The organism is Breznakibacter xylanolyticus, assembly GCF_003254275.1.
Classification (GTDB): Bacteria; Bacteroidota; Bacteroidia; order Bacteroidales; family Marinilabiliaceae; genus Breznakibacter; species Breznakibacter xylanolyticus.
Window position 1 is genome coordinate 107,943 of sequence record NZ_QKZK01000006.1, and the last position, 24,527, is coordinate 132,469.

Genomic DNA, 24,527 nt, shown 5'->3' on the forward strand with positions numbered 1-24,527 from the left:
TGGTAAAAACATTTCAGATGTCATCAAGGAGAAGAATTTAACCTTGATGACATCAAATGGGATTAAAAAGTCACGTTCAACCCAAAAGAGAAGGTACGAGCCAATGGGTAAGATCCCCAGTCAGATGAACCATTATCCTGAGTGGCTGCCTCGGGTGAGAAACCGGGATAGTAATTGTCCCACATGTACACGTTGTCGCACGACACATACACCCGAGCCATCTTGAGAATCTCTTTTTTGATGGGCAAGGTGTACCCCAGGGTGATATTTTTGATGCGCACATAACCGGCATCATACAACCAGTTGGTATCGTACTGAGCACCAGTTACCGTTGCATAGAATGCCGGCACGGTACCGTTGCCCGGATCTTCTTCAGACCAATAAGCATCATTCAACCACGAAGCCATGTAGTTATAGGCCGGAGCATTGGTTGGCTTGTTCCAGCTACGCGAACCGATAGAGAGCAGATCGCCCCCCACACGACCTTGTAACAAAACGGACAAATCGAAATTCTTATAGCTAAAGGTATTGGTCATCCCCCATTCAAAATCAGGCTGATAAGCACCTACGGCATCATAATCAGCAGAGGTGATCGCGCCATCTTTGGAACCCTCTGCACCACCGCGCTTGTCAACATATTTTGTATCACCAGGCTGCTGTCCGCTATAAATGGGCACTTTAGGATCAATCCATTTTTTAGTAGTGGCATTGTAGCTCCCAAAATCACTTTCGCGCAAAACGCCATTGGCTTCCAATAAATAATATGAGTTAATCACTTCACCCACGCGCTGAATGATCGTGGATCCCTGACCCGAAAGAATGTCGGCATCATCATCGCCCAAACTCAGGATTTTATTTCGGTTAATGGAAATATTGGCCGAAGTATTCCATTTGAAAGCGCCATTGAGGTTGACAGTATTAACTTCGAATTCGAACCCTTTATTTTCAACACTTCCCACATTATCCATCATATTTGAAAACCCGGTGGTCAAAGACACAGGCGCCTTCAACAACAAATCAGTGGTTTTCTTATAATAAAAATCGGCCGTCATATAAACGCGATTTCGCCACAAACCAAAGTCAACCCCGATATTGTAACTATCGGTCTTTTCCCATCCAAGCATCGGATTTGAGATGTTTCCCACCACAAAACCATTGCTCGAGGTTTGCGTATCGCCAATGGGATAATTTAGCGCATACATATTCGAAAGGTACTGTCCGGTTCCGATACGATCGTTACCTGCCTGACCCCAGCTCACTCGCAATTTGGCTGTTCCAACCCAGTCGATCTCCTGCATAAAACCTTCTTCATTCAATTTCCAGGCAGCCGACACCGATGGGAACCACCCCCAGCGATTGTCCTGTCCAAATTTTGAAGATCCATCACGACGCAGCGATGCGGCCAGCAAATAACGATTCATGTAACCATATTGCATCCGTCCGAAATAAGAAATCATCGCATTCTTGGATGCGGCCAATGTGTTATAATTCACAGTTGTTCCGGATGTCTTGGTAAACACCCAGGTTTTATCATTAGCCAACACCCCCATCCCCTGATCGGTGGTTTCCTGACGATAGGTCTCTTGTGAAACCCCCACCAAAGCATTGATAGAGTGGTTGCCAAACTCCTTATCGTAATTGATGGTACCCTGCGTCAACACCGTGTGGCTACCAAGGGTTTGATATCTCGATGAAGATTTTTCACCGGGATAAGCAGCTTTGTCCCAAGTTGAAGAAATCCATGTCGGGGTATAGGTACGATCGGAATACGAACGATAATTCCACGACACAAGACCATTGACATTCAAGCCATCTAACACATTCACAGTGGCATTCATCGACGAATTCATGCGAATGTCCTCACGCTGACGGTCGTTGTAAACGGCCATTACATAAGGACTCACGTTGTTAGCTCCGGCGCCCCACAAATCATAAAACTTATAAGGGTCTGCTCCGGCCATTTTACCGGAACCGGCCAACACCCATGGAGTCAAAGACAAAGCTTTGGACACTGCATTATCTTTCCCGTCAACACTGGCACCAATGGTTTTACCAAACGAAGGCGCCAGGCTCAAACCAATGGTAATGCGTTTGTTTAATTTGGCCTCCATGTTCCCGCGCATGGTATAGCGATCATACGAAGAACCTTCGATGATCCCGTCCTGTTGGAACACACCGCCCGAAATCGAATAATTCAAGATATCAGTAGCACCCGAAGCGCTTAACTGAATGTCATTGGACGGAGCCGTGCGAAAAATGGCATCTTGCCAATCGATGGCTTCAATGGCATCTGTATCCCAATAGGGGTCATAAATCCCATAAGTTGAACGAATGGTTCCAAGCGCATCGCGCGTGGCATAAGCCTTTTTATCAGTGGCTTCGGCATAAGCAATGCGATCGGCCTGACTCACGCTGGCCGACTGACCGGTTTTATTGACCCACTGACGGTCGTAGAACTTCTTATTAAAAGCCAACCATTCATCGGCACTCATCACATCCACTTTTTTCTCAGCAGTGGACAAAGCCGTATAAGCAGACAAAGTGATCACCGGTTTGCCGGTTTTCCCTTTTTTGGTGGTTACCAATATGACCCCGTTAGAACCACGCGAACCATAAATGGCAGCAGAGGCAGCATCTTTCAACACCTCGATAGATGAAATGTCACTTGGGTTAATGCCCGATAAGTTGTCCAGAGGTACACCGTCCACCACATATAAAGGAGTGCTTTCGCCATTGATAGAAGCCGCACCGCGCACGTTGATGGTGATGTCACTACCGGGAGCACCACTGGTGCTTCGTACGCTCACCCCGGCCATTTGACCTTGCAGGGCTTGCTCCACGCGAGCCACCGGACGATCAGCCAATGCATCTTCGTTAATTTTTGCAATGGAACCCACCACGTTGGCCTTTTTTACAGTTCCATAACCAACGGCCACCACTTCATCCAAACCAATGGAAGAGTCTTTCAACACCGTATTCACAGATGTTTTTCCGGCCACAGGTACTGATTGGTTTTCGAAACCAATAAACGAAAAAACAAGGACAGCATCCTCATTTACGTTAATGGTATAGTTCCCTTCAATGTCGGTAATGGTTCCCTGTGTGGTTCCCTGAATGAGCACACTGACCCCGGGTAACGGAAACCCGGTAGAATCGAGCACCCTTCCCGACACTTTTTTTTGCTGCCCCACCACCAGCATGGGGATCAACAACAATAAAAACAACAAACACTTTTTCATACTTCCTTTATTAGACATTAAAAAATAAAGCTTAAAAGAACCTAATATTTTGTGTCAAAAATAACAAAGGAAGCATTGCAATTCATCACTCCCACCCATCACAATCATATCAACCACCCATGAAAAACATTCTTTCATCAATGATTTTAAGGATTTCATTGATATTTTTTACAGTCTTTCACAAAACCTATTCACAATCATTGACCAAATAAAAACTAAATCGCCTGTGTCATTTTATACAAATATTAACACACCTCATCCGAAAGCAAAAAGCCCGTTCCCCGATTCTGTCACCACAGAACCCGGGAACGGGCAAAACGTCATGATCAAATCCGACACTACTTTTTTCTCAGGCGTATTTCACCCCAATACACGGGGATCAACGCCACATCCATCACATCACACGAATGACGACGAGACAAAGAAGCATACGGTTCGTCCAAAAAGAAGGGAGCACCCTCGTGCAAAGGCGTCAATTGCAATACAAAAGGAGTTTCGCTCCTGAAATGTTGCCCCAGGGAGATGAGCCAGGGGCGACCATACCAAAAGTCGTCGTTCATCAGCAAATCGTTGCAATAAAGAGCGGCAGCATCGGCCACATAACGGGTTTGCAGCAACCAGTCGTTCACATAAGTCACCGATGAGTCAATCGAGGGAACAAGCGTCCATGCCCTGGCACCCGGGAGTGGATTGAAGTGGCGGCCATACATGGCGCCGGGCGACGCACTGAGCCAGGGTAGCTGCGAACGGTCATCGACCTTAGCCGGAGTCAGCGTCAACTCCCGAGGGCCATCCAAGGGAGAGAAATGCGCCGCATGAAGCGAGTGACACAGCCAGGTAGAGTCAATGGGGTAAAAAGATGCACTCTCACCGGGACGAACCAAGAACAACATCCCTTGCACCCCTGCGTTTCCATGGGTGTTGAAAACTCTCAGGCACAGCGCATTACTTTGCGACACCAAAGCCGGCGTTAGATCAATGGTGGTGATGACACTGTTTTTACCTCCTCTCAACAATTGGTGACCATTGCACCACACCTCAGTCTCATCGTCGGGCACCAGACAGAGGTAAGCCCTCATTTGACCGGGATCCCCTACATCAAAAGAAGTCAACACCATGCAGGAATCAATGTCCCCCCGGGGCCACATGGGGCGAGTATCGGCCAGGGGATGAGGAATGCCCTCCTTCATCTGCAACCAGTTAGGGAGATCAGACAAGGGCGGACGCTGCCGTTCAGGCGCAGGATTCACCGCCACCGAACCGGTCACCGAAGGGTAACGTAATTCAATGCGCTCGAATGCACCGTCACGCACACTGACATAAGTCGCTTGTGACGAAAACTCCGCATCCGTCCCCAACGAAGGGAACACCCAGGCTTGAATGACAGGATTTCCCGTCTGCAAAAAAGTCAATTGATTGTCGCGCACCAACACATCGGCGTTCGAGAGCACCAGATGGTCGCGCCCTGCGAGAGCGACCTTGGTGGCATCCAACGCCTGTGCACGCGTGAGAACCAGTGCCCGATGCTTTTTTCCCTGAGCATCGACCCAGGAAATGACAGCATTTAAGCCGGGACGAATGTTATCGACAATGGCCAACGTATCATCATATATCGGCTTATCAACCGATTTGAGCTTACGAACCGAGCGACGGTCGAAAGCCAGCTCAGGAGTCATGCCATCCACTGCTGTAAATATCCAGGTCGTGATGTCGGGATCATCCAATCTGCACACCGGCTGCACGGTGGCATATCGAAGCCGCGATTGCCCCATCATCATATTGAGCGGCAACACCGCCAGCGTATTGGGCGCAATGGCTACCGGGCGGCGAGGAAAAGTGATGGATCCCGTGCCGCTGTTGACCTGAAACTGCACGGCCGGAATCTCCTGCATCTGCCCATAACGTTGAAAATGGCTCACGAACAAATAGCCCGATTGACCATCGGTGCGCAAGGCGCACCGGGGCGTACTCCCGTCATCAACACCCAATGGCATCTTGTCGGGGAACACAGGACGAGTGGTGGCCAGGCTGGCACCAAAGTCGTTTAAAAAAGCATGCAACAAACGCATGTGTCGATACGAAGGCTTGGTCTGTCCCGATTGACCGATGGGCGATTGAAAATCGTAATCCATCAGCGCGTAGTCATTGGGATAACGCGTCTGCTTGTTTTCTTCGAGGGTGGTGAGTTTGCCCATGGGGTTCACGCCACCTGCATACATGTAATATCCCAGGCCGTTGGCACCGCTACCGGCCATGGTGTAAGCCAGCGCCACGCAGTCGAGCGAGTCGATGAACGGACGTCGGTGCCAAGTCACCTGATTACCCCCACCCAGCTCGGCCGAGAGATAAGGCAACCGGTCGTTGGCCTCAATTTTGGAAGCGCCGGTCTGGTCGGCACCAATCGTAGGGTCGTTGGCCAGCTTACGGAACAGGTAATCGGGGCGAGGTTTCAACCGGTCGGTGCCTTTGCTCCAGGGGGCATCAGGATAAGCCCCATACATGAGCAAAAAATCGCGTTGCGCAGGGTGCGTTCCCGGCCACGATGTCACTGAATAATAAGGCACGTCCATCCCTGCATCCACAGCCATCTGCTTTAATGCCAACATATAATCGAGGCCAGCTTGCGATTTGAAATTGAACTCGTTTTCGATTTGCACCCCAATGATGCTGCCACCGTTCTTCCACAGCGAAGGCACCACTTGGCGGGCAATCTCACGATAAAAACGTTGAACCTTGTCCATAAAAACAGGATGTTTGCCACGCACCTTGGTCTGGCGTAGCAACCAATCGGGAAAACCACCATTACGTACTTCGCCGTGACACCAAGGGCCGATGCGCAACCACACATAGATGTCCAATTGCTGACATAACAACACAAAAGCTTTCAGGTCGCGAAAATCTGACCAATCGAACACCCCCTCCACCTCTTCGTGATGATTCCAAAACACGTAGGTGGCCACGGTATTGATTCCGCCACTCTTCATGCGCAACAGCGTGGACTCCCAACGCTCGCGGGGCACGCGTGAAAAGTGCATCTCCCCCATCACCGGGTACCAGGGACGACCGTCACGCGACAGGTGATGCGTATTGAGCGAAAAGACGCTCCCACCGGGCGACACCGCGGTGCCCATGGCAATGGATGCGGGCGACGGCGTGGGTTGGTCAGCTACATCAAAACGCAGGGTAACCGTTTGTGCCTGTAAAAAGGGCATCAAAAAAAAGAGAATAAAAATGGGTAGATGTTTCATGGATGGAGATAGTATGAAGATTTGAGTAGCAAGACGGAAGTCTCAAGACGCAAGACGCAAGACAATAAATTCAGACAGCGTTCTCAATACAGTGACAGCGAAGAAAGTAGAAAAAGACTTTATCGCATCAATCAATGTAGTTTAGTTAGTGCATTCACAGAAGAGACAAGAATATGATTAGACGAAAGACAGATAGATAAGACTGAAGAGACGAAAAGAACGGATCTAAACATCTGTCTTCACCTCATCATCTGTCTCTTTGTATGAGATCTTTTCTCTTAGCTAAACACATTAATATAAAAATGAGAAATCAGAGACAAATGTCGTTAAGTTAAGCCCCAAGGGGGCGCCAGCGATAGAGCAGGGCAAAACTCTGTTAAATCGCATTCATCGTTGAGCGATGCCCAACGCTACTGCTTATCGCCCTTTCAGGGCTTAACTTACGACATTGAATCAAAGCCTAATACTTATAAAATTTTCGATTCACTCCTTCTCCTCCCCATCGGGGAGGCAGGGATGGGCTCCATCAATTCTTGCCAAACGTTTTCCCCGGCCAGTCGTCGGTGCGGAAAGGCGATGCGGGCAATCCCTCCTTGTTGTAGAAATTGTGCATGGGCACATTTTCCCACCCGAACCGGACAGCGACCGGATGTTTTACGTCGGGCGACGACACCACAACCGTGTGACCATCGATAACCGCACGCGCCGGCACAAACTGTTGGTCGTCACCACAAATGGTGAAATGAGTGAGGCTGTCGCCCTTACACATCAAGCCCGAACCGGTAAAGTCGAACGAGATGCGAATCTTATCACCATCCACCTGCATCGACTTATAGAGAGGGCCGGACCAGACAGGTATTTTCTGCCCGTAAGTCTTGGCCAACGCCCACAACGACAACCGGTAGCCGGGGATCTGCTTGCTGGTGGGGTGAATATTCACCGTGTCGCCGGCATCGGTGAGCACCACCATGCCGGTATTGGGAACCTGACGATAGGTCATGAGCTGCGCCTCACGAATCTCGGGGTTTTGACTGCGGTGCGGGGCAATTTGTACAAAATAGAAGGGAAACTCGCCATTGCTAAAATCCAAACGCCAATTGGCAATCATTGCCGGAAACAGCGTGCGGTACTGCCAGGCGAGCGGTGCATTATTTTCGCCCTGATACCAGATAACGCCTTTAAATTTGTAATTGAGCAACGGATGCACCATGGCATTGTAGATACCATAAGGCGCTTTGTGACCTCCTTTGAGCAAGGGAGCTTTGGGCGGATTCTTTGCCGCTGCGCCGGTGATGATCCCGCCGGCAACATCTGATTTAAACTTTTCGAGAGAAGCTTTATAGGCTGCTTCGATGGAGTCGTTATGATCGATGATAAATTGGTAGCGTTTCACAATTTCATTGAGCCCCTCATGCGCCACCAACACATCTTTGCGAGTCCAGGCTTCGGCCGGTGTGCCACCCCATGATGCATTGAGCAGACCAATGGGCACACCGAGCTTTTGATACAACTCGCGTCCGAAGAAATAGGCCACGGCCGAAAATTCGGCCACCGTTTGCGGTGAGCACACCTGCCAGTCGCCTTTTACATCATCGAGGGGCACCTCGGAAGTAAGACGATCGACGGTAAACATGCGAATGGCGGGGTAGTTTGCGTTGGCAATCTCTTCTTCGTAGTTGTCAACCCCGGTGCGCCAATCCCCCTCGCCACCAAAACGACCCACATAAAGGTGCATGTTACTTTGTCCGCTGCAAAGCCACACCTCTCCCACCATGACGTCGGTAAGTTCAATCCTGTTGTTCCCCTTTAGGGAGATGGAAAAAGGACCACCCGCCTTGGGCGTTTTAACCACCACCAGCCACTTTCCATCGATGGCAGCAACGGTTGAAACGGCTTTTTTGCTCCAACTGGGCGTGATAGTTACTTTTTCACCGGGAGAAGCCCATCCCCACATATTGATATCGCACTGCTGCTGCAACACCATGTGATTGCTTACAAGAGCTGGTAATTTGATATCTGCGTTTGCAGGAATACCTGCCAGCAGAAGCAAAACCAATAGTAATTGAATAGATTTATGAATCATGATTTTTTCATTTTAAACCTTCGAGGTTTAAAAAACCTCGAAGGTTTGAAGTAAACATTATTTTCTCTTTGCTTTCAGTTTTACATAGGTGATTTCGTCGCGATTGCACACCACCTGCCCATCGACCATTTTCAACTCCACCACCTGAATGGAGCTCCGGCGCTGCTCGGTGGTGTCATTGGAATCTACGCCGTCGCGCCTGCCGGGATGGGTAAAATAATAGACATAAGCACGGTCGTTGCACACCACCACGTCGGCATGGCCGCCTTTCACCATGTCATCCTCGCCTTTGCCGGGTTCCTGCAGAAGATTGCCGGGAATTCGTTTCCAGGTCAGCAGATCATCAGACTGATACAAAGCCAATCCCTTCCACACATCGGTGATCATCCAGTATTTCTCATTCCAACGAAATACCTTGGGCCCTTCGCCGCCCTGATCACTTACCACGCGTCCTTTGTCCGTCCAATTGTAAAGATCGGGACTGTCGGCATAAAACATCGACTTACCGGCGCGCTCATTGTTGTACCACATGCGCCAGGTACCATCGGGCAATCGATAGACACAAGCATCAATCACGCGGTCGGAAGCGAGCTTGAGGGTCGATTCGTACTTCCAGTTGATCATATTGGTGCTGGTAAGGTGCATGATGTCGCGCGGATGTCGCCAATCTTTAAAAATGCCCGGCACGTAGGTGAGATACATGTGATACAAACCGTCGTGTTCAATCACCTCGGGCGCCCAATGGGTGTAGTCGGTGAGGCGATACTGAATGTCGGCCGTGTCGCGATAGGTCCAGTGGGCGCCATCTTTCGACTCGGCAATGCCAATGCGGGTTCCGTGCACCCAACTCACGCCATCGAGCGACGGGTCGTTGGCACGACGGTTGGTGTAAAACATGAACCATTTTTTCTCGGCTTTATTCCAGATGATGACCGGATCGGCAGCGCCGTCGCACACAGGGTCACGAAACAATGGCTTGGGAGCAGGCACACCGGATCGGCGTTGGGATTGACCTCCCACAGGCAGCACTGACAACAGCGCCAGGGTGATGATGAATTTTTTCATATTTTAAAAAAGTATCAAGACGTAAGTATCAAGATGCAAGACCAAGCACAAACCTTCAAGGTTTTGAAAACCTTGAAGGTTTCGTGACGGCTACTCCACCACCGTGGCCGCCATCAACCCGATAATGACATCGGAGGTGGTGGCCCGAATGGTGAGCGACTCAAGCATTTTATCAGGGTGGATGGGCATGTCGAGCAATACGGCAGCACCACCATCAATGATGCGGTTCGAGTATCCTTTGATGGCATTATGACCGTCGAAATGGCTGCCCATCCAGCCGGTTTTCAGATGCAGACGCACGGGGGCGGGCTGAGTGATTTCAAACGCCTTGCCATCGTGAAAATAATCCTGCTCGATGGGGCACCAGTTGTCGGGATTCACCAGGGGCAACACCTCACCGGAGCCGTCGGCATATCGCACCGTCACGGTTCCGTTCACCATTCGGCTTTGCATGGGATTGGTTGATCCGGCCATCATCAAATAAAGATGACGCCCCTTTCCTTGCAACACAACAGATATCGAGTCGGGGTAATTGTCCCACAACGATGCAAACGCAACATTAGGCACTTCAGCGGCCGAAGGTGTCGCAAGCATGACGCCCGACGGGCTCACTACCCTGTTACCGAGTTTGGCTTTTTCACGCAGTCCACTGTCGTCAATTACCGGATGGATATTCGGATAACACCAGTTACCCACCCCGTGTTTGGGCAGTTGCAAAGTGGGATGCGGCCAGCGCGGCGTGAGGTATTCCTGCTGAAAAATGTCGGTAATTCGGGCATTGAACACACCACTCAAATCGATTGTCGTCTGGGGCGTAGTTGATTTTAGCATCAACGCAGATACAAAACGCCCCGACCCCAAACTGACGTCACTCCCGCAACGTCTCACCTCTATCAGGTTATCGCCCGGCATCAACAAGGTCGCTTCTACTATGAACAAGGGTGATGTATCTCGTTGTTGCAATGTAACATTGGCATGCACCAACCGGTGGTTCACCCACACATCGACCGTCACCGGATGATTGAAGTAATTTGTTAATTGTAACGACATGCCATCGTTATGAGATGCCAGAACCAGCACTTCTACAGGCTGAACGACCTCGACGGGTACCGGCATCCACCACATAAAATCGCCCTGTTTCACGCGGGCAAACAACGTGCGATGTCCCAATTCGCCCGATATCTTTCCATGAATATTGGATTTTTGATCGACCCAAATTTCCTTCAGCAATTGCTGAGGATCGGATACCTTTACCACCTCATCGAGACTGAAATCATCCCCAAGCGCCACCTTGACTTCTTGAGGTTGAGCACGCAAGGCATCACCGCCCCACTCGGCCTCCACCACCAGATGTTCAGCAGCTTCAGCCTCGACCACCACTTGGGCATGAAAAACCTCCAGGTTGCATAAAGTATAATTTGCGGGACGACCATTGACGGTGATGCGCACCACTTTATCGCCCCTTGCTTTCAAATGGATGCGCCACTTCAACGTTTGAGGCAAGTGCTGAGAGAGTTCATAACGGTCAACAGAACCGTTGCGTTGATAATTGAATGATAAATCAGGTGTCTGCAATGCAGCATGGTTCCAGCCATCGGGCAGCCCCGGCATCACATTCAACACACCACAGAGGGCATCGGGTCGAAAACCGAAAAGACCCTCAACTAGCGAGCGGGCAGTCATGCCAACTTCATCGGCAAAGTCTCGGTACATCTCGCCCCGCGAGGCATCGAGAGCCGACAGTTGCACAAAATTGGCCGGGCTGCCCCCAAGATACATGGCATCGAGCAAAGTGGCTTTCCACAAGTCAAAAGCCGTCTCAGAGCGGCCGGCCTGCCAGTGAGCCAGGGCGGCATGCAGGTTTTCGGCCATCACCACATTGTTGATGCTCCAGTCGTAGGGCTGCCAATTGGTGGTGGCATGCACGTAATAATCACACAGGCGACGCGTGTCACCCACTAAACGAGACGTGTCGGAGGTGATGAAAAGGCGGGGCAAACCGGTCTCAATGTAACGCGATGCCTGCCAAGACATTTGCGGGGTGGCAGGTTCTGAGTCGAGGGCATGATAGATGGTCCACAAAGCCGCCGAGGGATGCAACGGCTTCTCACCCATCCACTCCTGGTATTCGGTAAAATGCCCCACCGATGGCATCCAAAGACGACCTCGGAGGGCTTCATTAATCTTTTGAGCCTCGAGGGCAAATCGTTGACCATCTTCGCCAATGAGTTTGGCGATTTGTGCGGCCATCGTGTTGGCAAAATAGTTATAGGCCGACGAGTGGGTCACCGCGCCACCGCTGTACTGCAAGGCATCACTGGCCCAGATGCAGCAGTAGGCATCGTAAAGGCCGTCGTTGTCGGCATCGAAATTGCGTTTTTCCCAGTCGAGGTGGCGCACCACCACCGGCCACATCTCACGCATGAAAGCTGTGTCGCCCGTCCACCTGAAATGCCGCATGAGCGCATCAATGAACACCAGGTTCATGTCGTAATGATGTGGGCGAATGTCGCCATTGGGATTGCGGCAGATGTAACCACTGGTGAAAAGGGCGTTGCCCAGCTTCTCTTCTTGTCGGGCCAGGTTTTTGGCCGGGTCGGGCACCGAGGGTCCCCAAGCAGGCTCAGTGATTTGCGACCGGGCATAACTGCGAAAGTGGCCTTTGGCACGGTCGTGCCAGCCCAGCGGGTCGGCAGTGTATGGACCTCTCCAACCATTGAGGCGCATGCGCCAGCCGATGGCGCCGTGCAGATAAGTGGAATCTTCCCATATGGCATCGGCGGCCACCGCCAAAGCAGCCCCCAGAGTGTTGATGTACGGGTCGGGGGTGGAAACGCGGATACGCGAAGCCAATCGTGCCCGGTCTGCTTCACTTTGTTGAAATACTGCCGGTATTTGCTTATCGGAGATGTGGAAATCAGCAGCGACGGCGGGCACTTTCAGTTGAAAGAACAAGGGTTTTATCCCAACCCCCGGCACCGTAGCGACCAACACAGGCGTATCGGAAACCGATGATTGTAGAAGTTGTTGAGGATGATTGATCAACGCAGCGTCACCCACACGCAATGATGCCGAAGCGGGAAAAATGCCCATCACCTGTTTTTTATCGCCTGTGGCTGACGGCGTCATGGGGATCACATTATTTCCGTTGCCGTATTGAAGAAAAAAACGATGGCCACTGATATCAAAACGATTGCCCACGCAGTTGTCGGGCTTTAAATCAAAGACATCTGACGGGTCGGCATTCATGTCCCCTTCGCGACTGAAGCGCTTGTCGGTGGCTCCGCCAAACGCAGCCACCAGTTGAATGTTTATGAGCTTTTGGTCGGCTTCGACCTTCAGCACCATCCCTTCACCCAGCGAAAGCGCCAATAACGTGACTTTTAACGAAGCCTTTCCCAACAATGAATCGCGCAGGGTATAAATCATGGAACCGGCACGGTAGCGGGCTTCAATGGTTTGAAAATTTTTCAGCCACTTGCACTGCTTCCCATTGGAGATGCCCAAGTGCAGGTTACCCCCAAAACGAGGCATGTACATGGCAAATTCGGGCAAGTCGCCCGCCTCGACCCGGAATCCGGTGTTAGTACCGTACAAAGCCCGATTAAAGCGCTTTGTGCCGTTAATAATGACAAAGTCATCACCATCGGGTCGATAACGCAATGGTCTCGCCGGCGCGTCAACAGTTGATGGCTGTGCGACAAGCGATGTAAAGGCAACGATGAACAAACAGAAAACAGTGAGAAGCCGGAAGGTCATTGGGGGGGGGTGAAGTTTAAAGTTTATAAGTTAAGGGTTTAGGGTTTAGGGTTTAAAATTAATTAAGCAGGCAATAATGCATCAAAACTGCAGGTGTTAGCTTTAGAAAACCATGAAAAAAAACAACAACATTTCTCTCTATATCAAGATATTCGCAACAAGCACGACGAGCCTTTGCACCTCAGCGTTCAATCCAACGTGCATCAAAAAAAAACCCGCCAGGCATGAGGCACCTGCCGGGTTATCACAAAATTAAACCACTCAATAAATCATTTTAGTTTGTACACTTCGGTACCGGCCAACAGCACGCACCCCAAGCCGTAGTCCTCAAAGTCGGGCACACTCGACACAGTAACAGGCTGACCATCTTTGGGCTCCTTGCCGGTTCCCTGTATGTAACCGAGAAAACCGTTGGGCTGCACGCACTCGGTGGCAATGGCATTCCACCCTTTGAGAATGGTGGGCAGATATTCCTCGCGCTTGAGGATACCGTTGTTCACGCCCCAAGCCATGGCGTAGACGAACAGCGCCGTACCCGAAGCTTCTTTGCCGCCAAAGTGATTGGCATCGTGCAGGCTCACGTTCCAAAATCCGTCGGCACGCTGAATGGGCTTAAGGGCTTTGGCCATGGTCTGCAACATCTTCACGTACTCATCGCGGTGCGGCGCATTCTTGGGCATGGTGTCGAGCAGACGAGCCATCACCGAAATGACCCACCCGTTACCACGCGACCAGTAGCAATCCTCACCATTGGGTTCTTTGTAAGGAGGCACAAAATCCTTGTCGCGCCACCACAAGCCATCCTTGGCATTGAAGAGGCCATTGCCGCCATGCTTGGTTTTGCTATAGTTATAAATCTCGAACATGCGCTCATAGTAACGGTTGTCGCCGGTAATGTTGCCCAGTTCGGCAAACACAGGCATCACCATATGGAAGGCATCAATCCACCACCAGTCGTCGTTTTGCGGGGTATTCACCATCATGTCGATGGACGTCTTAATATTGCGCAAGCGCTCGGCCTGAGGATCCATCTTCCAAAGGGCAATGTAAGTCTGACCACAGCAATGGTCATCGGCGTTGCGGGTGGTGTTGCCGTTGCGCATGCCCCACTTGTGAAACTCGCTCCAACTGAGCATGTAGTCGTAATACTCCTTCTTGGGATAGATTTTATAAAGCTCGGTCAATCCCTCGTAATACACGCCTCTGGTCCAGATGTTACTGGGGCGCTCGCGGTCGGTGACGAGTTTCATGCCCACGTCGGGGAATTTTTTCATGAAATAGTCGTTGGCACGAACAAGGGTGGCCAGCACCTCTTTGCGATCGGGCAACTGCTGTGCCAGAGCGGTTCCACACAACATGGTGGCAACAATGGCCAGAATGAATGGGTGTTTTTTCATGTTTTAAAATTTAAGCCCCGTCATCCCCAAAAGGGGGAATATGGGGTTGTTGTCATTAATATTCAGTCAATGTCTTCTTGTGTTCATTTTCTTTTTCGTGCACTTTTGCACTCCCTCCAATCATCATGCGTGATTCGTCATTGTTTAAACCGAAGAAACCACCTTCAATTTACATCATTTTGAATCACTTCGCACAATAAGATTATCGCCCCCGGCATGATAGGTCACCTGTTTGAGGGTCACTTTTTTGTCGTTCTCCACCATCAGCCGCTCACCTTTTGGGGTGGTAATTTTAATATTTTCGAGTTTCCAGTTGCTGACGTGTTTCAACTGTCCGGTCACGGCGGCCTGCACGTCCACGTTACGCACGGTGACGTCGGTGATGGGCGATACCTCAAGCCCTTCCACATCGAAAGCAGTGCCATACACATTAATGGCCGTGCAGTTTTCGAGCGTGATATTGCTGAATCGGGCGATGCCTTTGCCATCGGGCACCGGTTGGGTCATCACCTTCCAGTGTTCGGGCATCTCGGTCATGTCTGCAGGCAGTTGAGCATAGCTATAACTGGGATTCCAGTTAAGCGTGACATGCAGCAAGTTTCTCACTCCGTCGGCCTGGCAATCGATCACCGTAATGTCTTCGGCACCGCCGCCACGTGTCATGGCCGATTTGAGATGCAGCACATTTCCGGAACCATAGGCTTTCATGCGCTCAGCTCTGACATGACGAATCCAGCCGGATGTTTCGCTGCCAATGACCAACACACCGCCGCCGGCACGGGCTATGTTGTCGTGAAACCAAATGTACTCCGAAGGGCGATTCACCCGCAAGCCATCGGCATCGCGACCTGCCTTCACGCAATAATTGTCGTCGTTGCAGTCGATGTCGCAGTTCATCACCTCCACGTAGGATGACGAGTCAATGTCCACCCCGTCGGTACTGGGTCCTTTGCCATCGATGTTATTGCGGATGATTACCCCGTCGACCGTCACATTGTGGCAATACATCACGTGCACCGTCCAAAATCCGGCTTGTTTGATGGTAATGCCGCTGATGGTCACATGACGGCTATTGGCCACCTCGAGGGTGCGAACCCGTTTGCTGTCGTAATCCGATGCCCAGCGCAACCCCATAGGGGTATAGGCTTCGCGAAGATTCCAATAGTGTTCCCAATGCACCTTCCCCTGGGCATGAAGGGTTCCTTTACCGGTAATGGCCACATTTTCCTGGTCGAGCACATTGATGACCCCACAAGGCCACATCATCTCAATACCGGCCACCCGCGTTAAAATTTCGGGATAATACTTTACATCCATGAGTGCGCGCAGCTCTACCCCCTCGGCAATCTCAAAATTGACATTGCTTTTGAGGTAAATGGCTCCGGTATGATAAACACCAGGCAGGAAAGTCACCTTACCACCACCGTTGGCCGAACATACATCAATGGCTTTTTGAATGGCAGCCGTCGAAGCAATTACCTTGCCTTGGAATGCGCCATAATCATTAACACAATATACCCGTCCAGACTCCGGAAACCTTTTAGCGCCGGTCAGCTTCAGCCAATCCTGCGCCTGCACGCACATGGCCAATGCAAGCATCATCCCTACCACTATCCCTCTCATCATTTTCACGCAATTCATTGATTCGTTTTCAAGCCCACCATCCCCCGTGGGGACATCGGCAAGAGTTCAAACAAATTTACATCAATCAGAGGGTTAACCCTTTTCAACCATGAATGACAATCATCCACAACGACCATGAATTTTGTGTCAAAAAATGAAGAATATTTGCACCAACCATCACTATTTGACAACCCGGGATCAGTTTCCGTCGGGTTTCTCGTTGGCAGCCATAGGACTTATCGATAATGACCAGCTGTCGGGATCGTCGGGGTGTGAAGGATCAAATTCGGGAACATCGGTGGTGAGAAATTGGGCAAGGGGCAGCTTCAGATCAATGATGCCTTTGCGAATGCAGCGGGCGATCTCATAGGCTCCAAAACTGTTGAAATGGGTATTGTCTTCGAGTTTTTGTTCCTGCCCCGGCCAGGTATTGGCAGGATAATGCACGAATGCTTTGATAGATTTCTCCGGCCCCCATGCTTCGTACATGATTTCACTCATTTGATTCAGATCAACAAGAGGAACCTGCATGTCGGCAGCCACTTTGCGAGCCGCAGCGGGAAAGTCGCCCAAGGAGTGAACCACCTTGCCGTTGGCGTCGAAATTGCGACGATGCATAGAGGTGACGATAACGGGATTGCCGCCCTTTTGTCGTGTTAAGGAAACGAATTCACGCATCAAATCGGAATACGAGCCCCAAGCACCATGCTCATCGCCCTTGCGCTTTTGGTCGTTATGACCAAACTCGATAAAAAGGTAATCGCCGGGTTTCATCACACTGAGAATCTTGGCCAACCGCTGCGATGCCTTGAACGAATGAAGCGCTTCACCCGATTCGGCATAGTTGGCCACCACCACTTTCCCGTGTTCAAAAAAACGGGTGATCATCTGCCCCCAGGCCGCCCACGGCTCCTTGTCCTGATCTACCACGGTGGAATTACCCGCCAGAAAAACCGTGGTAGCCGTGGCATTGGGAACAATCTCCATGGCACACACCGAAGGCAGACTGTCGCCAAACTCAATGGTGAGCTTGTTGTCCCAATTGAGATAGCCCTTTTCACGGGGCTTAATGCGAATGCGTTCATTGTCACTGATGCGAGGCGTGCGCACATTCACGGTGAAGGTGCGCTGAAGGGTCTCACCACGAACGGTCTGCATCTTCTCGAGCATCAAACGGCGCGACTCGGCCTTGACGGTGGTCGATGAAGTGCCATTGGGATTTCCCAGCGTCAACGTCACGTCGTAATTCCCCTCCGGCAATTTCACCGAAAAATAAAACGGCCTGTCCGAAAAGCAATAATCAGAAGTAAGGGCGTTGCCCTTTTTGTGCTTCTCGGCTGCGGGGCGGGTATTGTAATCAAACCCAAATCCCGATGCATCAGAATAAACCATCTCGGGTGCCACCCGGGTGTACCCTTTGGCCGTTTTGCCATTTCCGAAATCGAACTTCATGGCCTGTCCCATCACCGATGTTACAAACAACACGAAGGCCGCGCAAATAAAAAGAAGCTTTTTCATGAATTGAAAGGCATTAATTAAAAACCGCTGAATGAGTTTAAAACAATTGACTCAACAAACACAAAATCAAAATAAACGCTGAGACACGAAGACGCTGAGTTTATTCTTAACTACTATATAACTCTTTTGAGTTATCTGCATTTTTATTTGAACACAGGTTTAATCGTATCTCAAACGCACAACACAACTTCAGAAAACTCTGTGACTTTGCACCTCTGTGTTCATTGAAAACTCTGTGTTCCCTAAACACCGTGTCAATGAAAATTCTTCATTACTTTATCTCTTCCCCAAACTGCACCGAACTGTCGTTAATGGTGTAGGGATGCAACTTCAGGAGCTTTATCATTTCAGAACCGGCCAGCAACACCGGCCCATAACTGTGAGCAGCGAAGACGTTCACCGGACGGTAGTAATAAAACGCAGGATCAAAGCCCATTCCCGTGCCCACACAGGTACCTTCCACCTGTCCTCTGTCGGTCACTTTAGTGGCAACCGCATTCCAACCCAACAGAGCGCAAGGGCCATAAGCCAATGGATTAAGCCAGCCGCGGTTAATGCCCTTGGCAAAGCAATAGGTATAAATGGCCGTGGCAGATGTTTCCAAATATGAATCGTTGCGATCGAGCAACTGATGCCAAAAGCCTTCACCCGACTGACAGGCCGCCAAACCCTTGGCATGAGCGCGAAACTGAGCCAGCACGGCATCATAACCCGGATGCGACTCGGGCAACACATCCAGCAATTCGGCCATGGTCATGAACGCCCATCCGTTGGCTCGTCCCCAATGAAACGCAGGATGCGGCTCCATGCCCTGCACCCAGCCGTGCATGAACAACCCTTTTTCGGCCACGAACATGCGCTGCGAAAACTGCAACACCTGTTTTACGGCATCATCAAAATACTTGCTTTCGCCGGTGAGCTTGCCCATCTGCGCCAGCGCAGGAACGCTCATAAACAGGTCGTCGAGCCAGATGGTATTGGGCAGTGGCCTGTTTCGAGCCAACGTGCCATCGCTGAGGCGAAACTCTTTGTTGGTAATGTAGTTGATTTGATGATCGATGACCGGACGGATGTCGCCCCCCAACCCGGCGCGATGAGCCTTGATGAAACCGGCACAAAGGGCACCGCAGTCATCGAGCGCATGAGGGGCCACAAAGCCCTTGAGAGGATTCACCGCTTGGGGATTACTTTCAAATCGCTGAAGACAAGCCGGAAACAGCTTCACCAGCAGATTGAGTCTGCTCGATACATATTCGGCATAACGCTCATCACCGGTGGCTTCGGCAGCACTGAGCATGCCGGCATACGTCACGCCCCACTCGTAACTGGTGAGGCGATAATCGGCTTTGGCAAAAGCAAATTGTTCGGGCAAACGACTCAGGTCGTCCACCGATTGACCGGTCTGGCCATCGACCACACGCGCCGGGGTCACCGAATCGAGATAAACCAACACCCTGTTCAACACCGCCGAGATATCCTGGGGCTGAGTGGTGCCATAAGGTGTTTGATAATCAGGCTGCATCAGATGCAGCGGGGCAGTGGCATCATTCACCTGATCGGGATGACTTCCACCGGGCTGGGAGCACGACAACAACATCATTGTGCCGGCTAAACAATAGGAAATGATTTTCATATGTTTATAATTAAGCCCCCTAATCCCCCAAAGGGGGACTTAAGGGTGTTGTTCTTCTTAATGATCTGGTGGAACTCGCCAATAATCATCCCTCTGTGTAAGTAAGGCTTACTCATGGCTCATTTCATTGGTTGGGTTGTTATTTTTCTGATAAATATTTGATGATGAGAAGTGCAGGATGAACTAGTTCGTCCATGTCATCGCCAATATAAAAACCGGGATGGGGTGGCTGGTTGTAAGCCACATTTTGCCAAGCCACGCTGAGCCGGTAAATGGGGTCGTGCATCAGGGTCACCAAACGATGATGAGTGGGAATGTTGGTGGTATAGATGCGTAGCGAACGATTATCGAGGGATCGCAACACCACCTCCTCGCGCCAGTCGCCAAACAGGTCGGCACTGAGTCCCGGTGTCCCCTTGGAGCCGTTGTTGCTCACGCAGCCATCGGCCACCATTATATTTTGGATGCGCTGATTTTTCCAGTCCCATTTCATCACACGATTGCCGTCGAGGAGCTCGCGCAACAGGTCACCATCCCACCACACGGCAAAATTGCACGAGCGGGGATTGACCTCCGCAATTTTCTCTCCTTGAGCGTTCCACATCCCCACGATACCGGCGCCACGTACCCAGCACTCATTCCCCGGGTAACGCGGATCGACATTAAAAGCCACGCCACGACCGGGCCCTTCGCCCTTGTCGCCACCGTCTTCGTCGGCCTTCACAGAGGCAACTTTCCAAAGAATTTCACCGGTGCGGGCATCGCGAAAGTTCATCCCGGCATCGCCGAAATACTCCTGAATATTAAAGATCTCCAACCCGGGACGAGAGGGATCCAAATCAGAGAAGTGCAGCGCATCGGCATGCCCCAAACCTGTTGAATAAAGCCCTTTGCCATCGTTGTTGATGACCGCCGAGCCGTAAATGATTTCATCACACCCATCCCCATCCACATCACCCACGCTCACACTGTGGTTGCCCTGACCGTGAAAGGCACGATTGCCGGGCGTGCCGTCGTCGCTGTCGAAAAGCCAGCGTTTGGTCATCTGCCCGTTATGCCAATCGAAGGCAGCCATGGAGACGCGGCTGTAATAGCCACGACACATCACAATAGAGGGATGTAACCCGTCGAGGTAAGCCACACATGCCAGGTAACGCTCCGAACGGTTGCCATTGCCATCGTCCCACACCTGTGCCATATCGCTGGGCGTGGGATTTTTCAACGTGGGGTGTCGGGAGGGCTCATAAGGGATGGCACACAAGGCCGCGCCGGTGAGTCCATCAAACACGGTGAGATACTCGGGCCCGCGCAAAATGTGCCCGTCATTGTTTCGATGATCCGCTTTGGCATCGCCTATCACCTTCCCCACCCAATCGATGGTTCCATCGGCGGTCTTCATCACCACCTCGGCACGGCCATCACCGTCGAAATCGTAGACCAGAAACTGGGTATAATGGGCGCCCTCGCGTATGTTAATTCCCAAATTGATGCGCCACAACAGGGTTCCATCCATTTTATAGGCATGAAACACGGGGGCATCCGTCACTCCATGATGACTATTGTCGTGACCACGACCGGTCATGTGAACTACCAGTTCGTAAGATCCGTCACCGTCGAGATCACCGGGGGCAATGTCGCCGGGGATGTAGCCGTCGGGTGTTTGCAGGGGAATGGTGAGCCACGAATGAGAGGCTGCTTTGCGGTGGATGGCAAAATGACCTTCGTGAGCGCCCTCCACTCCATTCACCACAGGGGTCACGAAATAGGAATGGCCTTGAGCCGATGTGGATGTCACGTCCATCCACGAGGTGGCATCGACAAGGGGCAAGGCGTTAAGTTTTTGGGCTTTGCCATTCACCTGACGGTAGATGTTAAAGGCGGTCGATGGTGCGTCGGATGCCAGCAGTCGCCAGGAAACGAACACACTGTCGCGGCCGGCTCCCACAGCCACCAGTCCACGGTCGAGGTATTCGGCCTGGCGCTGGGCGGATAGGGTTAGGGATAACAATAATAACAACAGGGATAGCAGGGGATTTTTCATGATTTGATTATTGGGAATTTTTTTGGGGGGCGTAGAGACAGGGCATGCCCTGTCTCTACCTGGGGTCAACGGTATCATTCCACGGGCACCAACACCACCGGGGCATCCACACCGGATGGTTGCACGTCCCATTTGGATGCATCGAACGGTTTATAGGCAATGTTCACAAAATTGATTTCGCGGAAATTGCGCCAACTCATGCCTTGCTGATCCATCCAGCGAATGCGGTTGGCCATGAGGTTGGCCACTTCAATGCGAATGGTGTTGTCACCGTTGTGCAGGTATTCGCCCACGCGCAACGTTGCCGGCAAGGCCCACACCACGCCAACTTCGCGATCGTTGATATACACGCGGGCGGTTTCATATAGTTGGTCAAGCTGAAGCAGATAGTCAGCAGCGTTCTTTTTCAGATGAAAGGTGGTGGTATAAGAAGCCACACCCGAAAACCGGTTCATGTCATTGTTACCCAAACGGGTCCAGCAGCGAATGGTGTCGAGAGTGACAGGCTGCGGCAACACCGGGCCGCCACTCACAAACTGCAACTGCCAGGGGGTGGTGATGACAATGGGCGTTCCTGTTTTGTCGATGTAACGCCATGACGCTGTCCCTTGCGGAAGAACATCGGTGAGCCAAAGAATGCACGATTCACCGGGTTGCAACTGCACGCGCACCTGCATGCCATTGTTCTGAGGGCGCGAAGCGGCCACGCCCACCTTACCGTTCATGGGATTCATATACACCACCGAAGATGCAGAACGGCACAGGGGGATGTCCCCATCCACGGCATTGTCAGATAAATTGGTCAGGAAATAGTAATACCCTCCATTGGCTTTGCGCCGCATAAAACGCAATCCACGGTCGGTAAGGGTCTCACACGACACACCCACCACATCGAGCGCCTTTCTTAAATCGGACGAAAGCATCACGGTGCCATCACCGGTCTGCGCCAGCGAAAGGCCATTGACCTTCTCAAACGCCAAACTGCTTAACATCGACCGAAACACATCCCGACGACGCTGGAGGTCGTGATACCCGGGCACATCGGCAGGCAGTTTCTCAAAGATGACACGGGCACCGCCATGAGCCAGTTCAATCAGTTTCTTCAATGTCGCCACGGGCATGTAATCCGCTTCGGGCACGATGATGGTTTTATAAGGGTTGACCCCCTGATGAGTCACCAGCCCGCCATCCTTTAATGTGATGGCTTCAATTTGGGCATCGCTCACAAAATCGAACGAATAACCGCGAGCCATCAAGTCGCGCACAGGCTGCATGTGCAACCAGTTGTGGGCATTGTGTACGGTGAGTTGTTTCTCCATCCCGCTGGCATCCTGCCAAATGTCGTACACCGGCCAGTACACCAGCACGTCGTTGTCGTGACTACCGGACTGGAGCACACTCTGGCAACGGGTGATGTAATCGCTCATGTCATCCAGATGATTCCAGAAACTGTTAGTGGGTCCAAAATGCACAGAAGCATAAAAGAGCCACCCCGGCCAACCAGCCTCAGCGGGCGAAAAGGTGGTGCCATGAAAAAAGAGATGGTTGACTCCCGCAGCAAACAACTGGTCCACTTCGGGTTTCATGTGCATCAGACTGGTTTTGAAATGCTCGCGCAACCAGGTAAAGGTCTCGCACGACACCAGATTTTTGCCGGTGGTGTGAGCACCCGAGGATGCAAATTTTTGAAACAAGGGATCGGTATCGGAATATTTGGCATCGAGGCTGTCGCGACGATACCCTGGAATGGGGAATTCACCTCCGCCAAAAGTCTCAATCTCGGGCACATCCACCGTGGCATAAAGATCGAGCAGGTTAGCCGGGCTGCCATGCGACTGGTTCTTGGTGCCTGCTCCTTTGGCATGTGCCCATTGAGTCCATCCCACGGTGAAATGATCGTGCACCAGGTCGCTCATGGTCTGCCGGTAATCACATTTGATGCGAGCCATCAAAGCCGAGTCGCCATCACCATTGAGCTCGCGCAGATGCAGGCGCAAGTCGTAACCCCGACGGGTCTTGAACTCATCGAAAAACACAGGCGACCAACTGGCGCCAAACACCTCATAACTGTCGTTGAAGAAGTTGCGAACCATGGCATCTTTCCCGGCAAACGCCGAATCGAAACGAGACAGATATTTATGCAACGCCTCTTTCGAGAAATGATCGAAGGTGTAGCCTTCGCCACCGGGGGCAGGACGTTTGACCACCTGAAGGGTCTTGCCGGCAAAAGCGGCATACAATGTCCACTCACCCTTGGGGGCTTTCCAATTGAGGTGTCCCGACGCATCAAGGTGAGCCGTCACATCCACCACCCGGTTTTTGGAGCCATAAGCCACCACCGATTGCAACACGGCACCGGGGGCTTGCTTTGGGTTATCGACCTTAATAGGGTCTGTCAGGGTTTTACCTCCTGCCAGGGAGTACTTTTGAATGATGAGCCGCGATGCCGCCTCGCTAAGCATGATATGGGGACCGCCAAAAGGCCATCCGGTACCTGTGTTCATGTCGATGCCCATGCCCAGCGAATCGGCCACGGCCAGGGTGTGAGACAGCATATTCATCCAGCCGTCCGACAAAAAAGGAAGGTATTTATCCTCAAACCCTTTTGCACCGTAAATGGGGGTGATCTCCATGCCGCCAATCCCGGCGGCAGCATATTTATTCATCTCGGCCGATAAGTTAGCAGCATCAACGGCGCTTCCCATCCACCACCATCGCGACCAGGGTTTCATTTCCTTTTTCACCTCAGGCCATGCCTGTGTTTGGGCATGGGTGACGAAACAAGATGCCAGTAACAACGTGCAGGCGGTAGGGCGGATGATGTTTTTTATTTGATGAATGATTGGGGACATGTTTTTGGGGAATTTGTGGGGTTTAATGTTTTTTTTTTGGGGGGGTGCGTAGAGACATGGCATGCCATG

General features: G+C 51.4%; 11 protein-coding genes. All 11 read right to left on the reverse strand.

The window, feature by feature from the left end:
* Nucleotides 1-62 precede the first annotated feature (62 nt).
* Nucleotides 63-3,239: a SusC/RagA family TonB-linked outer membrane protein gene (locus LX69_RS05045; protein WP_221621280.1), complete on the reverse strand. Its 3,177-nt coding sequence runs from the start codon at nucleotides 3,237-3,239 to the stop codon at nucleotides 63-65.
* A 338-nt stretch (nucleotides 3,240-3,577) separates the two neighbouring features.
* Nucleotides 3,578-6,487 (reverse strand): beta-galactosidase, encoded by a 2,910-nt coding sequence (locus tag LX69_RS05050; protein WP_111444740.1) that lies wholly within the window; start codon nucleotides 6,485-6,487, stop codon nucleotides 3,578-3,580.
* 526 nt (nucleotides 6,488-7,013) lie between these two features.
* The gene (locus LX69_RS05055) at nucleotides 7,014-8,570 is read right to left on the reverse strand and encodes a sialate O-acetylesterase (protein ID WP_111444741.1); all 1,557 of its coding nucleotides are present in this window, start codon (nucleotides 8,568-8,570) and stop codon (nucleotides 7,014-7,016) included.
* A 57-nt stretch (nucleotides 8,571-8,627) separates the two neighbouring features.
* Nucleotides 8,628-9,635: a family 43 glycosylhydrolase gene (locus LX69_RS05060; protein ID WP_111444742.1), complete on the reverse strand. Its 1,008-nt coding sequence runs from the start codon at nucleotides 9,633-9,635 to the stop codon at nucleotides 8,628-8,630.
* 90 nt (nucleotides 9,636-9,725) lie between these two features.
* A complete protein-coding gene (locus LX69_RS05065) occupies nucleotides 9,726-13,394 on the reverse strand; it encodes a DUF4450 domain-containing protein (RefSeq protein ID WP_111444743.1) in 3,669 nt (1,222 codons plus the stop codon).
* A gap of 269 nt (nucleotides 13,395-13,663) precedes the next feature.
* Nucleotides 13,664-14,791 carry a glycoside hydrolase family 88/105 protein gene (locus tag LX69_RS05070; protein ID WP_111444744.1) on the reverse strand — a complete coding sequence of 376 codons (1,128 nt, stop codon included), beginning with the start codon at nucleotides 14,789-14,791 and terminating at the stop codon, nucleotides 13,664-13,666.
* 174 nt (nucleotides 14,792-14,965) lie between these two features.
* Complete coding sequence (locus LX69_RS05075; protein WP_245934941.1) at nucleotides 14,966-16,417, reverse strand: glycoside hydrolase family 28 protein; 1,452 nt, start codon at nucleotides 16,415-16,417, stop codon at nucleotides 14,966-14,968.
* A gap of 195 nt (nucleotides 16,418-16,612) precedes the next feature.
* Nucleotides 16,613-17,932, reverse strand: a complete 1,320-nt coding sequence (locus LX69_RS05080; protein WP_111444746.1) for a rhamnogalacturonan acetylesterase — start codon at nucleotides 17,930-17,932, stop codon at nucleotides 16,613-16,615.
* Nucleotides 17,933-18,203: 271 nt separating this feature from the next.
* A complete protein-coding gene (locus LX69_RS05085; RefSeq protein ID WP_111444747.1) occupies nucleotides 18,204-19,565 on the reverse strand; it encodes a glycoside hydrolase family 88/105 protein in 1,362 nt (453 codons plus the stop codon).
* Nucleotides 19,566-19,704: 139 nt separating this feature from the next.
* Nucleotides 19,705-21,606 carry a rhamnogalacturonan lyase gene (locus LX69_RS05090; RefSeq protein WP_111444748.1) on the reverse strand — a complete coding sequence of 634 codons (1,902 nt, stop codon included), beginning with the start codon at nucleotides 21,604-21,606 and terminating at the stop codon, nucleotides 19,705-19,707.
* A 74-nt stretch (nucleotides 21,607-21,680) separates the two neighbouring features.
* Nucleotides 21,681-24,458, reverse strand: a complete 2,778-nt coding sequence (locus LX69_RS05095; RefSeq protein WP_111444775.1) for a glycosyl hydrolase — start codon at nucleotides 24,456-24,458, stop codon at nucleotides 21,681-21,683.
* Nucleotides 24,459-24,527: the final 69 nt, after the last annotated feature.

Excerpts from the sequence above, each read along its gene's own strand:
- LX69_RS05045 (WP_221621280.1), bottom strand. The coding sequence starts at position 3,239 with ATGAAAAAGTGTTTGTTGTTTTTATTGTTGTTGATCCCCATGCTGGTG.
- LX69_RS05050 (WP_111444740.1), bottom strand. The coding sequence starts at position 6,487 with ATGAAACATCTACCCATTTTTATTCTCTTTTTTTTGATGCCCTTTTTA.
- LX69_RS05055 (WP_111444741.1), bottom strand. The coding sequence starts at position 8,570 with ATGATTCATAAATCTATTCAATTACTATTGGTTTTGCTTCTGCTGGCA.
- LX69_RS05060 (WP_111444742.1), bottom strand. The coding sequence starts at position 9,635 with ATGAAAAAATTCATCATCACCCTGGCGCTGTTGTCAGTGCTGCCTGTG.
- LX69_RS05065 (WP_111444743.1), bottom strand. The coding sequence starts at position 13,394 with ATGACCTTCCGGCTTCTCACTGTTTTCTGTTTGTTCATCGTTGCCTTT.
- LX69_RS05070 (WP_111444744.1), bottom strand. The coding sequence starts at position 14,791 with ATGAAAAAACACCCATTCATTCTGGCCATTGTTGCCACCATGTTGTGT.
- LX69_RS05075 (WP_245934941.1), bottom strand. The coding sequence starts at position 16,417 with ATGATGAGAGGGATAGTGGTAGGGATGATGCTTGCATTGGCCATGTGC.
- LX69_RS05080 (WP_111444746.1), bottom strand. The coding sequence starts at position 17,932 with ATGAAAAAGCTTCTTTTTATTTGCGCGGCCTTCGTGTTGTTTGTAACA.
- LX69_RS05085 (WP_111444747.1), bottom strand. The coding sequence starts at position 19,565 with ATGAAAATCATTTCCTATTGTTTAGCCGGCACAATGATGTTGTTGTCG.
- LX69_RS05090 (WP_111444748.1), bottom strand. The coding sequence starts at position 21,606 with ATGAAAAATCCCCTGCTATCCCTGTTGTTATTATTGTTATCCCTAACC.
- LX69_RS05095 (WP_111444775.1), bottom strand. The coding sequence starts at position 24,458 with ATGTCCCCAATCATTCATCAAATAAAAAACATCATCCGCCCTACCGCC.